This is a genomic window from Streptomyces sp. NPDC026394, assembly GCF_055567735.1.
This window is the reverse complement of record NZ_JBVHPX010000001.1, coordinates 575,928-590,156: the sequence shown is the minus strand read 5'-3', so window position 1 is coordinate 590,156 and position 14,229 is coordinate 575,928. Positions and strand designations below refer to the sequence as shown.

13 protein-coding genes are annotated in these 14,229 nt (G+C 71.4%); 6 read left to right on the top strand and 7 right to left on the bottom strand.

What is annotated here, in order from left to right:
- Positions 1-68 precede the first annotated feature (68 nt).
- The 3 genes from ACZ4QV_RS02565 (at position 69) to ACZ4QV_RS02555 (ending at position 3,304) form a co-directional block, all read left to right on the top strand.
- Positions 69-1,064, top strand: a complete 996-nt coding sequence (locus ACZ4QV_RS02565) for a YihY/virulence factor BrkB family protein (protein ID WP_361146287.1) — start codon at positions 69-71, stop codon at positions 1,062-1,064.
- A gap of 138 nt (positions 1,065-1,202) precedes the next feature.
- The gene (locus tag ACZ4QV_RS02560; protein ID WP_467762498.1) at positions 1,203-2,861 is read left to right on the top strand and encodes a catalase; all 1,659 of its coding nucleotides are present in this window, start codon (positions 1,203-1,205) and stop codon (positions 2,859-2,861) included.
- A gap of 137 nt (positions 2,862-2,998) precedes the next feature.
- Positions 2,999-3,304 carry a hypothetical protein gene (locus ACZ4QV_RS02555; RefSeq protein ID WP_361586188.1) on the top strand — a complete coding sequence of 102 codons (306 nt, stop codon included), beginning with the start codon at positions 2,999-3,001 and terminating at the stop codon, positions 3,302-3,304.
- A gap of 133 nt (positions 3,305-3,437) precedes the next feature.
- Here the strand turns inward: ACZ4QV_RS02555 and ACZ4QV_RS02550 are convergent, their stop codons facing one another.
- The 4 genes from ACZ4QV_RS02550 to ACZ4QV_RS02535 form a co-directional block, all read right to left on the bottom strand.
- On the bottom strand, positions 3,438-3,698 hold the full coding sequence (locus ACZ4QV_RS02550) for a DUF4235 domain-containing protein (RefSeq protein WP_361146296.1): 261 nt from the start codon (positions 3,696-3,698) through the stop codon (positions 3,438-3,440).
- On the bottom strand, positions 3,698-4,111 hold the full coding sequence (locus tag ACZ4QV_RS02545; protein WP_361146299.1) for a DUF3618 domain-containing protein: 414 nt from the start codon (positions 4,109-4,111) through the stop codon (positions 3,698-3,700). Before ACZ4QV_RS02545 ends, ACZ4QV_RS02550 begins: the two co-directional genes overlap by 1 nt.
- Positions 4,108-4,527 (bottom strand): phage holin family protein, encoded by a 420-nt coding sequence (locus ACZ4QV_RS02540; RefSeq protein ID WP_361146302.1) that lies wholly within the window; start codon positions 4,525-4,527, stop codon positions 4,108-4,110. The genes ACZ4QV_RS02545 and ACZ4QV_RS02540 overlap by 4 nt, the downstream gene beginning before the upstream one ends.
- Before the next feature lie 180 nt (positions 4,528-4,707).
- Positions 4,708-5,733 carry an ATP-dependent 6-phosphofructokinase gene (locus ACZ4QV_RS02535; RefSeq protein WP_030025262.1) on the bottom strand — a complete coding sequence of 342 codons (1,026 nt, stop codon included), beginning with the start codon at positions 5,731-5,733 and terminating at the stop codon, positions 4,708-4,710.
- A gap of 229 nt (positions 5,734-5,962) precedes the next feature.
- Here ACZ4QV_RS02535 and pta point away from each other — a divergent pair, with 229 nt between their 5' ends.
- From pta to pyk, 3 genes are all read left to right on the top strand, one after another.
- A complete protein-coding gene (gene pta / locus ACZ4QV_RS02530; RefSeq protein ID WP_467762497.1) occupies positions 5,963-8,062 on the top strand; it encodes a phosphate acetyltransferase in 2,100 nt (699 codons plus the stop codon).
- Between the two features lie 43 nt (positions 8,063-8,105).
- Positions 8,106-9,317: an acetate kinase gene (locus ACZ4QV_RS02525; protein WP_361146308.1), complete on the top strand. Its 1,212-nt coding sequence runs from the start codon at positions 8,106-8,108 to the stop codon at positions 9,315-9,317.
- 116 nt (positions 9,318-9,433) lie between these two features.
- Positions 9,434-10,861, top strand: a complete 1,428-nt coding sequence (pyk, locus tag ACZ4QV_RS02520; protein WP_361146311.1) for a pyruvate kinase — start codon at positions 9,434-9,436, stop codon at positions 10,859-10,861.
- Between the two features lie 552 nt (positions 10,862-11,413).
- Here the strand turns inward: pyk and ACZ4QV_RS02515 are convergent.
- From ACZ4QV_RS02515 to ACZ4QV_RS02505, 3 genes are all read right to left on the bottom strand, one after another.
- Positions 11,414-12,805, bottom strand: a complete 1,392-nt coding sequence (locus ACZ4QV_RS02515; protein ID WP_361879185.1) for a hypothetical protein — start codon at positions 12,803-12,805, stop codon at positions 11,414-11,416.
- On the bottom strand, positions 12,795-13,301 hold the full coding sequence (locus tag ACZ4QV_RS02510; RefSeq protein ID WP_361586178.1) for a DUF6114 domain-containing protein: 507 nt from the start codon (positions 13,299-13,301) through the stop codon (positions 12,795-12,797). The genes ACZ4QV_RS02515 and ACZ4QV_RS02510 overlap by 11 nt, the downstream gene beginning before the upstream one ends.
- 143 nt (positions 13,302-13,444) lie before the next feature.
- Positions 13,445-14,083, bottom strand: a complete 639-nt coding sequence (locus tag ACZ4QV_RS02505; protein WP_361146320.1) for a DUF6230 family protein — start codon at positions 14,081-14,083, stop codon at positions 13,445-13,447.
- Between the last annotated feature and the right edge of the window lie 146 nt (positions 14,084-14,229).

Here is a 14,229-nt window from a genome sequence, read left to right as displayed (position 1 = left end):
CGTCTTCGTGCACCGGGGACTGCGCCGAAGAAGGGTTCGGCCGCCCCGAAAGGGCAACTCGCAGCGGCATGGCAGCCGAATCCTCGTCCGAGAAACCCACCACGCTGATGGCCCACTCGTGGTGGTCCGTACTGCGGCGTACGGTCAAGGAGTTCGTGGACGACGAGCTCCACGACCGCGCCGCGGGCCTCACGTACTACGGGGTGCTCTCCCTCTTCCCCGCGCTGCTGGTGCTGGTCTCGATGCTCGGGGTGATCGGGAAGTCGGCGACCGACGCCGTGCTCGGCACCCTTGAGGAGATCACGCCGGACGCCGCTCAGCAGATCCTGAGCGGCGCGGTGCGCCAGCTCCAGAACGGGCCCGGTACGGGCAGTGTGCTGGCCGTGCTGGGGCTGCTGGCCGCGCTGTGGTCGGCCTCCAGCTACATCGCGGCCTTCATCCGGGCCGCCAACGCCGTCTACGACCTGCCGGAGGGGCGGCCGGCGTGGAAGACCCTGCCACTGCGGCTGGGTGTGACAGTGGTGCTGATGGTGCTGCTGGCCGCCAGTGCGGTGATCGTGGTCTTCACCGGCTCGCTGGCCCGGCAGGCGGGCCGCGGCCTGGGCATCGGTGACACCGGTCTGGCGGTCTGGTCGGTCGCCAAGTGGCCCGTCCTGGTCCTGCTCGTGGTGCTGATGATCACCATCCTGTACCGCGCCACGCCGAACGTGCGGAACCAGGGGCTGCGGTGGCTGACCCCCGGCAGTTTCCTGGCCGTCGCCCTGTGGCTGGCCGCCTCGGCGGGCTTCGCGCTGTACGTCGCGAACTTCGGCTCGTACAACAAGACGTACGGCACCCTGGCGGGCGTCGTGATCTTCCTGGTCTGGCTGTGGCTGTCGAACCTGGCGGTCCTGCTGGGTCTGGAGTTCGACGCCGAGCTGGCCCGGCAGCGGGCGATCACCGAGGGGCACCCGTCGCGGGAGGAGCCGTACGTGGAGCCGCGGGACACCCGTACCTGGCCGGACCGCCTGCGCCGGCCGCACCGGCGCCACCGTACGGGGCGGGAGCCGTCGCCGGACCACTGAGAACGCGCCCCGGCGGCACTGCCCCAAAAAGGTGAGCGTCCGCACCACCGACGCCCCAGTGGGTACCTCTGTCCTTCCGGGGCCCCACCCACGGCGCGGACCCGAGCGCCTTTCGAGTGCTGAAGGAAACCGAGAGCAGTGACAGACGTAGCAAGCCAGGGACCGGCACCCGGCGACGACCGCCCGGTGCTCACCAACCGGCAAGGCCACCCGGTCTACGACAACCAGAACCAGCGGACGGTCGGCGCGCGCGGGCCGGCCACGCTGGAGAACTACCAGTTCATCGAGAAGATCAGCCACTTCGACCGGGAGCGCATCCCCGAGCGGGTCGTGCACGCGCGTGGCGTGACCGCGTACGGGTACTTCGAGAGCTACGGGAAGTGGGGTGACGAGCCGATCGGCCGCTTCACCCGGGCCAGGCTGTTCCAGGAGGCCGGCCGGCGCACCGAGGTCGCCGTGCGGTTCTCCACCGTGATCGGCGGCCGGGACTCCTCCGAGGCGGCCCGCGACCCGCGCGGCTTCGCGGTGAAGTTCTACACCGAGGACGGCAACTGGGACCTGGTCGGCAACAATCTGGGCGTCTTCTTCATCCGGGACGCCATCAAGTTCCCCGACGTCATCCACGCCCTCAAGCCCGACCCGGTCTCGCACGAGCAGAAGCCGGCCCGCATCTTCGACTTCATGTCGCAGACACCGGAGTCGATGCACATGCTGGTCAACCTCTTCAGCCCGCGCGGCATCCCGGCCGACTACCGGCACATGCAGGGCTTCGGCGTCAACACCTACAAATGGGTGAACGAGGCGGGGGACACCGTCCTGGTCAAGTACCACTGGCTGCCCAAGCAGGGCGTGCGCAGCATGACCGCGGCGGACGCCGCCGCCGTCCAGGCCGGGGAGCTGGGCCACGCGACGAAGGACCTGTACGAGGCGGTCCGGCGGGGCGACCACCCCGAGTGGGAACTGGTCGTCCAGATGATGAGCGACGACGACCACCCGGAGCTGGACTTCGACCCGCTGGACGACACCAAGACCTGGCCGGAGCAGGACTTCCCGCCCCGCCCGGTGGGCCGGATGGTGCTCGACCGGATGCCGGACAACTACTTCGCCGAGAACGAGCAGATCTCCTTCGGCACCGGCGTCCTCGTCGACGGCCTGGACTTCTCCGACGACAAGATGCTCGTCGGCCGGACCTTCTCCTACAGCGACACCCAGCGCTACCGCGTCGGCCCGAACTACCTCCAGCTCCCGGTCAACCGCGCCAAGCACGCCGCCGTCCACACCAACCAGCGCGACGGTCTGATGGCGTACGAGCAGGACCGGCACGGGCAGAACCCGGAGGTCAACTACGAGCCGTCGATCACCGGCGGCCTGCGGGAGGGCACCTACCCGACCCACGACGAGCAGGGGCCGGAGGTCCGTGGCCGGCTCACCCGCAAGCGCATCCCGCGCACCAACGACTACCTCCAGGCGGGCCAGCGCTTCCGGCTCATGGAGGACTGGGAGCGCGACGACCTCGTCAAGAACCTCACCGACCTGATCTCCCAGGCCGACCGGCCGGTGCAGGAGCGGATGGTGTGGCACTTCCTGCTGGTCGAGAACGAGCTGGGGCTGCGGGTCGGCGAGGGGCTGGGCATCGGCCCGAAGGACGTCGCCCATCTGGAGCCGCTGGCGAGTCAGGACCTGACGGACGAGGACCGGGAGCGGCTGTCGCGCCTCGGCGACAATCCGCCGCGGGACGTGTCCGGGCTGACCATGACCCACTGCGTACCCGACGCGCGGCATACCGTCGCCTCCTGACGGGCACGGTGAACGCACGGACGACGCCCTGCGGCACGGCCCTGCCGGCGATCCGGCGGGGCCGTGCCGCGTGTGCACCGAGGTGGTCCCCCGCGCCTCCCGCGCGCGGGGCGCCACGGGAGGAGGAACGATCGGGCATGGCAGCGGCGAAGCGGTACGCGGTCGCGGGATCGGGCCAGTGGGTGGACGACGAGGACGGGCGCCGGCTGCCGGCGGGCGAGGTGCACGCCTGGGAGCAGGGGCTGAACCAGACCGTGTGCGGTCTCTCGCTCAGCCGCTCGCAACTGGCGCGGTTCCCGCACATCGCCTGGCCCGACATCCTGCCCGAGTCCGGCGGGGCCGCGGACCGCGTCCAGCGGGTGTGCCCCCGCTGCGCGTCCGTCGCCGGCCGCCGGGGTGGTGACGCCCGCCCCCGCTGGCACCGCACCGATCCCCGGCCGTGACGGGGGCGGCGCCGCCGCCGTGCGGAGGTACGGCCGGGTTGCACGCGGGCGTACGGAACGGCGCCGCCGCGTGGACCTGCCGCGCGGCGGCGCCGGGGCGGCTACGGCGTACGGGGGCCGGGCCCCCGGGCGCTCAGCCCGGCCAGGTGCCGGTGGCCTTGCGGACGGCCACCGCGCCGCTGCGGTCCACGGCCGCCTTGACCACCGCGAGCGTCGCGCCCTGGAGCGCGGCGGCGGGCAGCACCTCACGCCAGCGGCGTTCCTCGTCCGTGGCGTTCGGCGCGTCCTCCTCGCCGCCGACCAGCTTCCACAGGCGCTTGAACAGGGCACCGGCCAGCACCCCGCCGAGGACGCCGAACGCCATCCCCAGGGGCTTGTAGAGAAGTTTGATCATCAGTGGTGTCCTTTGCTCCGGCAGGCCCGCCGGGCCTTGGTGCCCGCCTTGGCGAGCGGGCGCTGGCTCTTCTTCCTCGTCCGCAGCTCCTTACGCAGTGTCGTACGCAGCGGATACGGGCGCACCCGGGACCGGGCGCGGCGGCGCAGCACCAGGACGCCGGCCAGCAGCGCGCCGCCCGCGACGGCGGCCGTGCGGACGGCGGGGGAACCGGCCATCCGGTCCGTGACCGCCGCGGTCCGGTGCAGCGTCCGGTCCTTGACGCGGGCCGCCTTCTCCTGGGCGCGGCTCTTCACATCGGCCTTGTCGGCGAGCGCGGCGACGGTGTCGCCCAGTTCCTGCCGGGTCTGCTCGATGCGGGCGCGCAGTTCCGCCGGGCTCGCGGTGCCGTCCTTGCCGGGGTCACGGGTCATCGCCGGGCCCTCTCCTTGATCGTCTCGATGTCCTGCCGGACGCTGCGTACGGCCTCCTCGGGCACCGGCGGGGTGGCCCGGCGGATCCGCTGCCGCCCCAGCAGCCCCAGGACCGCCGCCAGCACCAGCAGCACGCCCACGACCACCAGGCCCGCCGCCCACAGCGGCAGCACCAGCCCGAGCGCGATGATCGCGGTCGCCACCAGGGCCTGGGCCGCCAGGAACGCCACCGTGCCGGCGCCGCCGAGCAGTCCGCCGCCCACGCCGAAGCGCTTGCCCTTGCGGGCCAGTTCCGTCTGCGCCAGCCGCATCTCGTCGCGCACCAGGTCGGAGAGCTGTTCCGACGCCTGGGTGACCAGTTCGTTGACCGGCCTGCTGTCCGGCCGGGCCGTCCGGTGATCCACGAAATCGCTCATTCCGGTCACGCCTCCTTCCTCGTGCGCACCGGGTACCTCCTCACGGGCCGGTTAACCGGAATGCCGGCCCGTACGGGTGCCGAGGACGTACGCCGGGCGCCGGGAACTCGTCCCGGGCAAACGCGACGGCGCGCGCTCCCCCGGCGGGGAACGCGCGCCGTCAGATGCGGAGGCGGTGGGTCAGAAGACCGACTCGGTCTCGTCCATCCGGCTCACCGGCACGGTCTTCAGCTCGGTGACCGCGTCGGCCAGCGGGCTCATCACGATGTCGGTGCCGCGCAGGGCGGTCATCTGGCCGAAGTCGCCGCGGTGCGCGGCCTCGACGGCGTGCCAGCCGAAGCGGGTGGCCAGCACGCGGTCGTACGCGGTGGGCGTGCCGCCGCGCTGGACGTGGCCGAGGATGACCGGGCGGGCCTCCTTGCCGAGGCGGTGCTCCAGCTCGCGGGCGAGGGCGGTGCCGATGCCCTGGAAGCGCTCGTGGCCGTACTGGTCGATCTCACCGTGGCCGTAGTCCATCGTGCCTTCGGCGGGGTGGGCGCCCTCGGCGACGCAGACCACGGCGAACTTCTTGCCCCGGTCGAAGCGCTCCTCGACCATGGCGACCAGGTCGTTCACGTCGAAGGGGCGCTCCGGCAGGCAGATGCCGTGGGCGCCGCCGGCCATCCCGGACTCCAGCGCGATCCAGCCCGCGTGCCGGCCCATGACCTCGACGACCATGACCCGCTGGTGCGACTCGGCGGTCGTCTTCAGGCGGTCGATGGCCTCGGTGGCGACGCCGACGGCGGTGTCGAAGCCGAAGGTGCGGTCGGTGGCGGAGATGTCGTTGTCGATGGTCTTGGGCACACCGACGATCGGCAGGCCGGCGTCGGCGAGCATCGTCGACGCGGTGAGCGTGCCCTCGCCACCGATGGGAATGAGCACGTCAATGCCGTACTCGCGGGCCAGGTCCTTGCCGTTCTCGCACGCCTCGCGCAGCCGGGCGCGCTCCAGGCGGGCGGAGCCGAGGATGGTGCCGCCGCGGGCCAGGATGCCGCTGACGGCGTCCAGGTCCAGCTTGCGGTACCGGCCGTCCAGCAGTCCCTTGAATCCGTCCTCGAAACCGATGACCTCGTCGTCGTGGCCGGTGAGGGCGCGGTGCACCACCGAACGGATCACAGCGTTGAGGCCGGGGCAGTCGCCGCCCGCGGTGAGGACTCCGATACGCATGGTGCTGTGTCTCCTGTGCTCGCTGTTGGTTCTTGTGAGCCGGTCCGATTGTTTCACGGGCCGGCCGGCGTTGCGCTCACAGCGTCGGGCACCACTGCGGCCGCCCGCTGACACATGCGTAAAACTGGAGGGGCGGCTTAACCACAGCCGCAGGTATTGTCAAGAGGGGCAAGCTCACCATAACGGGAAATTTGACCTTGCGAAGCGACGGATGGATCGGAGAGCACGCGTGACGCGCAGCGTGTACGTGACCGGTATCGACCGCGGCGACGGCCGCCAGGTCGTCGAGCTGGGAGTCATGGAACTCCTGACCCGCCACTTGGACCGGGTGGGCGTCTTCCGCCCGCTGGTGCACGACGGGCCCGACCGCCTGTTCGAACTGCTGCGGGCCCGCTACCGGCTCTCCCAGCCCGCCGAGACCGTCTTCGGCCTCGGGTACGAGGAGGCCGCCCGCCTCCAGGCCGAGCAGGGCACCGACGAACTGGTCTCCCAGCTCGTCGAGCGCTTCCACCGGGTGGCCAAGGACCACGAGTACGTCCTGGTGCTCGGCTCCGACTACGCGGCCACCAGCCTGCCGGCCGAGCTGAACCTGAACGCGCGGCTGGCCAACGAGTTCGGCGCCGCCGTGCTGCCGGTCGTCGGCGGCCAGGGCCAGGAGGCCGAGTCGGTGCGCGCCGAGGCCCACAACGCCTACCGCGCCTACCACTCGCTGGGCTGCGACGTCGTCGCCCTGATCGTGAACCGGGTGGCCCCCGGGCAGCACTCGGCCGTCGCCGGGCAGCTCTCCGCCCACCTGCCCGTCCCCTGCTACGCGCTCCCCGAGGACGGCGCCCTCTCCGCGCCCACCGTCGGCCAGATCGTGCACGCGCTCGGCGCCGAGGTGCTGCTCGGCGACGACTCGGGGCTGGCCCGCGACGCCCGCGACTTCGTCTTCGGCGGCGCCATGCTGCCGACCTTCCTGAAGGCGCTGACCCCCGGCTGCCTGGTCGTGACCCCCGGCGACCGCGCCGACCTGGTCATCGGCGCGCTCGCCGCGCACAGCGCCGGCGCCCCGTCCATAGCGGGTGTGCTGCTGACCCTGGACGAGCGTCCGGGGCCCGACATCATGGCGCTGGCCAACCGGCTCGCGCCCGGCACGCCGGTGGTCTCGGTCTCCGGCGGCTCCTTCCCGACCGCGGCGGAGCTGTTCGCCGTCGAGGGCAAGCTGAACGCCGCGGCGCCGCGCAAGGCGGAGACCGCGCTCGGCCTCTTCGAGCGGCATGTGGACACCGCCGAGCTGACGAACCGCATCTCCGTCGCCCGCTCCGGCCGCGTCACGCCGATGATGTTCGAACACGAGCTGATCGAGCGCTCCCGCACGGGCCGCCGCCGGGTCGTCCTGCCGGAGGGCAACGAGGAGCGGGTGCTGCGCGCCGCCGACGTCCTGCTGCGCCGCGACGTGTGCGATTTGACGCTGCTCGGCGAGGAGGCGGCGATCCGCAAGCGCGCCGCCGACCTCGCCATCGACCTGGACGGCGCGCAGATCATCGACCCCCAGGTCTCCCCGCTGCGCGAGCGCTTCGCCGAGCTGTACGGCAAGCTCCGCGCCCACAAGGGCGTCACGTACGAGCTGGCGTACGACGTGGTCGCGGACGTGTCCTACTTCGGCACGCTGATGGTGCAGGAGGGCCTGGCCGACGGCATGGTCTCCGGCGCGGTGCACTCCACCGCGGCCACCATCCGCCCCGCCTTCGAGATCATCAAGACCAGGCCGGGCGCGCAGATCGTCTCGTCCGTCTTCTTCATGTGCCTGGCCGACCGCGTCCTGGTCTACGGCGACTGCGCGGTCAACCCGGACCCGGACGCCGAGCAGCTCGCGGACATCGCCATCCAGTCGGCGGCCACCGCCGCCCAGTTCGGCGTCGAGCCGCGGATCGCGATGCTGTCGTACTCCACCGGCACCTCCGGCTCCGGCGCGGACGTCGACAAGGTGCGCAAGGCCACCGAGCTGGTCCGCGAGCGCCGCCCCGACCTGCTGGTCGAGGGCCCGATCCAGTACGACGCGGCCGTGGACGCCGCGGTGGCCAAGACGAAGCTGCCGGACTCCGAGGTCGCCGGGCGGGCCACCGTGCTGGTCTTCCCCGACCTGAACACCGGCAACAACACCTACAAGGCCGTGCAGCGCTCGGCCAACGCGGTCGCCGTCGGCCCGGTGCTCCAGGGCCTGCGCAAGCCGGTCAACGACCTGTCGCGCGGCGCGCTCGTCCAGGACATCGTCAACACCGTGGCCATCACCGCCATCCAGGCGCAGGGTGCGGCACCGGGCGGCTCGCCCGCCGCCGACGTCTGACACCCCCGCCGCCCGCCCCCCACAACCGACCGAAAGCTGCTTCATGACTGCCAACGCCACCCGCGTCCTCGTCCTCAACTCCGGCTCCTCCTCGGTGAAGTACCAGCTCCTCGACATGAAGGACGGCTCCCGGCTCGCCGTGGGCCTGGTCGAACGCATCGGTGAGGAGACCTCGCGCCTGTCCCACACCCCGCTGGCCGCCGGCGGGGACAAGCGCGAACGCGAGGCCCGGATAGCCGACCACGAGGAGGCGCTGAAGGCGGTCGCCGACGAGCTGTCCGCGGACGGGCTCGGCCTGGACTCGCCCGAGCTGGCGGCGATCGGGCACCGGGTGGTGCACGGCGGCCTGAAGTTCACCGAGCCGACCGTGATCGACGACGCGGTGCTCAAGGAGATCGAGCGGCTGGTGCCGGTCGCGCCGCTGCACAACCCGGCGAACATCACCGGCATCAGGACCGCGCAGGCGCTCCGCCCCGACCTGCCGCAGGTCGCGGTCTTCGACACCGCCTTCCACACCACGATGCCGGAGCACGCGGCGCGCTACGCCATCGACGTGGAGACGGCCGACGCGCACCGCATCCGCCGGTACGGCTTCCACGGCACCTCGCACGCGTACGTCTCGCGCAAGACCGCCGAGCTGCTCGGCAAGGCGCCCGAGGACGTCAACGTCATCGTGCTGCACCTGGGCAACGGCGCCTCCGCCTCGGCGGTGGCCGGCGGCCGCTGCGTGGACACCTCCATGGGGCTGACGCCGCTGGAGGGCCTGGTCATGGGGACCCGGTCCGGTGACATCGACCCGGCCGTGGTCTTCCACCTCAAGCGGGTGGCGGGGATGGACGCGGACGAGGTCGACGAGCTGCTCAACAAGAAGAGCGGCCTGGTCGGGCTCTGCGGCGACAACGACATGCGGGAGATCCGCCGCCGGATCGACGAGGGCGACCAGCGGGCCGCGCTCGCCTTCGACATCTACATCCACCGGCTGAAGAAGTACATCGGCGCCTACAGCGCGGTGCTGGGCCGGGTGGACGCGGTGGCGTTCACCGCGGGCGTCGGCGAGAACGCCGCACCGGTGCGCGAGGCCGCGGTCAAGGGCCTGGAGGAGCTGGGACTGGCGGTGGACGCCGACCTGAACGCCGTACGGTCCGACGCGGCGCGGCTGATATCGCCGGAGTACGCCCGGGTCGCGGTCGCCGTCGTCCCCACCGACGAGGAGCTGGAGATCGCCGGCCAGACATACGCCCTGGTCAGCAACTGACCTCCGGCACACCCGGCCGGCCGCAGCCGGTACCCGCGCCGCGGCCGGCCGACAGCACGCATCCGGGCACCCGAGCCCAAATAATTCCGCTCCGAAACAAACGATAGGATTGAGCCATGCGCCGTTCCAAAATCGTCTGCACCCTGGGCCCCGCCGTCGACTCCTACGACCAGCTGAAGACGCTGATCGAGGCCGGCATGAACGTGGCCCGATTCAACATGAGCCACGGCACCCACGCGGAGCACGAGGAGCGCTACCACCGCGTCCGCAAGGCCGCCGAGGAGACCGGCCGCGCCATCGGCGTGCTGGCCGACCTCCAGGGCCCCAAGATCCGCCTGGAGACCTTCGCCGACGGCCCCGTTGAGCTGGTGCGCGGTGACGAGTTCGTCATCACCACCGAGGACGTGCCCGGCGACAAGACCATCTGCGGCACGACCTACAAGGGCCTGCCCGCCGACGTCTCCAAGGGCGACCCGGTCCTGATCAACGACGGCAACGTCGCGCTCCAGGTCGTCGAGATCGACGGCCCCCGGGTGCGCTGCATCGTCATCGAGGGCGGCGTCATCTCCGACCACAAGGGCATCAACCTGCCCGGCGCGGCGGTCAACGTCCCGGCGCTGTCCGAGAAGGACATCGAGGACCTGAAGTTCGCCCTCAACATGGGCTGCGACCTGGTCGCCCTGTCCTTCGTGCGGGACGCCAAGGACGTCAACGACGTGCACCGCGTCATGGACGAGGTCGGCCGACGCGTCCCGGTGATCGCCAAGGTGGAGAAGCCGCAGGCGGTCAACAACATGGAGGAGGTCGTCGCGGCCTTCGACGGCGTCATGGTGGCCCGTGGCGACCTGGCCGTCGAGTACCCCCTCGAAAAGGTCCCGATGGTGCAGAAGCGCCTGGTGGAGATGTGCCGGCGGAACGCCAAGCCGGTGATCGTGGCGACCCAGATGATGGAGTCGATGATCACCAACTCGCGGCCGACCCGCGCCGAGGCGTCCGACGTCGCCAACGCGATCCTGGACGGCGCCGACGCGGTCATGCTCTCCGCCGAGTCCTCGGTCGGCCAGTACCCGATCGAGACCGTCAAGACGATGTCGAAGATCGTCGAGGCGGCCGAGGAGGAGCTGCTGGCCAAGGGCCTGCAGCCGCTGGTCCCGGGCAAGAAGCCCCGTACGCAGGGCGGTGCGGTGGCCCGCGCGGCCGCCGAGATGGCCGACTTCCTCAACGGCAAGGCGCTGGTGGCCTTCACCAAGTCCGGTGACACCGCCCGCCGCCTGTCCCGCTACCGCTCGGCGCAGCCGATCCTGGCCTTCACCACGGACGCCGCCACCCGCAACCAGCTCGCGCTGAGCTGGGGCGTGGAGACCTTCGTCGTGCCGCACGTGGAGCACACCGACGAGATGGTCGACCTGGTCGACGCCGAACTGCTGAAGCTCCAGCGCTACAACGACGGCGACACCATGATCATCACCGCCGGCTCGCCCCCCGGCGTCCCCGGCACCACCAACATGGTCCGCGTCCACCACCTGGGCGGCGACCGCGGCTGACCGCGGGTGACCTGAGTACGGCGATGGGCCGCATCCGGTTGGGGATGCGGCCCATCGCCGTACGCGGACGCCTCGCCCCTGGGGCAGCAGCGGACACACCTCCAGCCAGCCGTCCAGCTCCCCTACGCGCGGCAGGCCGTCGAGCAAGGGGCGCATCATCCTGGCAGGAGCGGCGAGCAACTTGATCAACCGCAGGTCGACGATCTGATCGCGCGGCAGTTCCCGCCACCGCGGCCCGTCCAGTTCCGGGGCCGCCTCGATGGTGCGCGTCGAACATCCGGGCAGCGGCGGCCAGTCGTGGACGTCTCCCTGCGCCGTCCGGGAACCAGCGCCGGACGCGGCCGTCCAGATCGAGGGTCGCCGGACCGGTGAAGTGACAGGTCATCAGAACTGCCCTCCCGCCGCGGCGAAGGCGTCTCCGCTGGTCTCCAGGCTCAGCCGACGTGCTCGGCGTCGGCCACTGCTTCGCCACAAAAGGCTCATGGCCCGCCTTGCGGAAGGCGGGCCATGAGCCGTACGGCTCAACGGCACGCGAGGGCGGGGCGGCGGCCGTCACCCCGTGATCGAATGGTGCAGCCCCGGAATCGTCAGGGTGCCGCCGAACTGGCCCGCCTGGGTGATCTTCACCTTGGTGAAGTACGCGAAGGGGACGTTGAGGGGCGGCGGGTGCTCCGGGTCGAAGACGATCGGGATCAGGCCGAAGAGGTTGCCCTGGAGGCGTTCGGTGTACATGGTGACCTTGCCACCGCGGATCGTGGAGGTGGAGCCCGCGGCCGCCTGGACGTGGTACTTCTTTCCGGCCGGGCCGTCCACGGTCTGGTGGAGGTCGCCGATGTCGATGCTGTCGGCGGTGAACTTCAGCGCCTGCTTGGTACGGCCGTTGGGCATCGTGAGGTTGACGACGCCCTCGTAGTCCAGACCGCGCAGGGTCAGGCCGCTGGACTCCAGGTACCAGGGCTGGTTCGGGACGGTGGCCGGGGGCCGCTCGGCCTTGCCGGCGACCTTCTTCTCCTCGACGCAGGGGAAGGGTTTCTTGCCGTCCGCGTCGGGGGCGTTCGGGTCGGCGGTGCCGCTGGGGGACGGGGACGGTGAGGCCGAGGGTGAAGCGTCGTCCGCCCTGTCCTTCGCGTCGTCGAGCGCCTTGCCCGCCTTGTCCTTCGCGTCGTCGGCAGCCTTGCCCAGCTTGTCGGTGGAGTCCTTGAGCCGGTCGGTGGCCTTGCCGCCGGGCTTGCCGGACGTGCCGCCGGAGCCGGAGCCCTTGTCCGCGGGTGCCGAGGAGGACGGGGTCGGTGACGGGGACGTGCTCGGGGTGCCGGACTTGCCGTCGCCGGGGTGGAAGACGTCGTGCAGCTTCTTGCCCACGCCCAGCGGGTCGTACCAGGGGTTCTGCTCCGAGGGAGACGGGGAGGCGGCGGGGGACGGCGGGGTGGACCTGCCCGCGGACGGGGACGGAGCCGGGGCGGGCCCCGGGGGCGTGCCCTTCTTGTCCGGGGACGGGGAGGAGGCGCCGGGGGCGGGGGCGGTGTCCGTACCGGAGTTCCCGGAGCCGGAGCCCCGGTCCTTGCCGGACCCGTCCTCGGCCGCCTTGTCCTCGGCCGCTTTCTCCTTTTCGGCCTTCTCCTTCTCCGCCTTCTCCTTGGCTGCCTTCTCCTTGGCTGCCTTGTCCTTCGCCGCCTTGGCCTCGGCGTCCTGCTCCGTCTTGTCGGGGGCGCTGACGCACGGGCCGTTCCTGAAGGGGCTCTCCGGCGGCTGCGGCTTGGCCATCGCCAGTTGCGGTGTCAGGCCCATGCCCATCAGGACCGCGGTGGGCATCGCGGCGAGGGCGATCGCCTTGCCGGCCGGTACGTGCAGCCGGGTCAGCAGCGGTTTGCGCGGGGCCGCGTGGCGCGGCCCGGTTCTCGCGGCCGGGGCGGCCGCCCGCGTCTCGTGCTCGTCACCCGGCACTGTGCCTCCCGTTCGTCCCGGTGACCGGGCTCGCTCCTGACAGGTCGTCCGGTGCGCCGCCCACGGGCCGGGCCGGTTCGCCCCCCTCGGGAGCGACGGGCTTGCCCGGCGCCCAGGAGACCGCCAGCGCGCCGCCGACCAGGCCCAGCGCGAAGCCGACCACGAAGGCGCCGAAGTTGGAGACCACCAGGGAGACCAGGGACAGCAGGATCGCCGCGACACCCGCGAAGACGCGGGAGGCGGGCTGGAACCACATGGTCAGACCGAGCACGACCAGGAGTACGCCGATGATCAGCGAGCCGGCGCCCGCGGTCGTCGCCATCCGGACGGTCAGGGAGCCGATCGTGAGGTTCGCGTAGGGGATGTACATGATCGGGAATCCGGCCAGCAGCGTCAGCACCCCGCCCCAGAACGGGCGCTGACCTCGCCAGTCCCGGAACGAAGTGCGCTTGCGGCCGGTGTTCTCGTTCAGCCGTGGTCGCGTGTCGGCGCTCATGTCGTACAGCTCCTCGGGACTGGCTAATCGGTGGTACGTGAGCTGGAGTGCGTGGCGCGGTGGCCACCGGCGTACGGGTGCAGGGGCGCGCGGACGGCGGACCGCTCCGCCGCGCACGCCCCCGCCCCCGTGGGCTCAGTGCGTCAGTAGCACTCGTTCTTGCCGCGCTTGACGCTCATGTTCAGGCCACTGAGCTGGAACGTGCCGGCCGTGGTGGCCCAGGCGCGCTGCTTGACGTCCTTGAACAGGACATGGTCGGCCTGCTGGGCGAAGGAGCCGGGGAGGTAGGCACCTCTGCCGCCCTCGCCGGGCCGGGCCGGGCCGGGCGTCTTGCCGTTGGCGCCGGTGTCGTCCACCGAGACGCCGATGTCCACGTTGGTGAACGTGGCGTTGGTCCGCAGGTCGTCGGCGTCGATGTAGAGCTTCTTCGCCAGGACCTTGTCCTTGCCGGCGCCCGCCTCCAGCCGCATCGTCACATCGCCGAAGACCGGCACCGGCACGACGACCGACTGGCACAGTTTGGTGATCTTCGCGGAGTTCAGCCCCACCACGGCGACCGGGTGCTGGCCGTCCTTGCCCTTGTCGAGGGCGCCGTACTGGACGAACCCGTCACCGTCGAGTTCCGCCGCGGTGACCTTGAACTGCTGACCGGAGACGCTGAACGACGCTGCCAGCGCACCCTGCGCGATGGCGACTCCGATGGCAGCCGTCGCCGCGACGCTCGGCACCATGACAACGGCGAACCGCTTCCATCTGGTCCCGCCACGAGCCAGGGACTCCATGACTTTCCTCCTTCTCGGACGTACATCTCCGGTTACGGTCCGGATCTCGGGGAGACGGCGGCCGTACCTGGGATGGGAGAAGTGCTACGTCCTCGGGAAGGAGAGCGCCCGTACCGAAATGGCGTACAGGCGTACGGCGTTCCGAT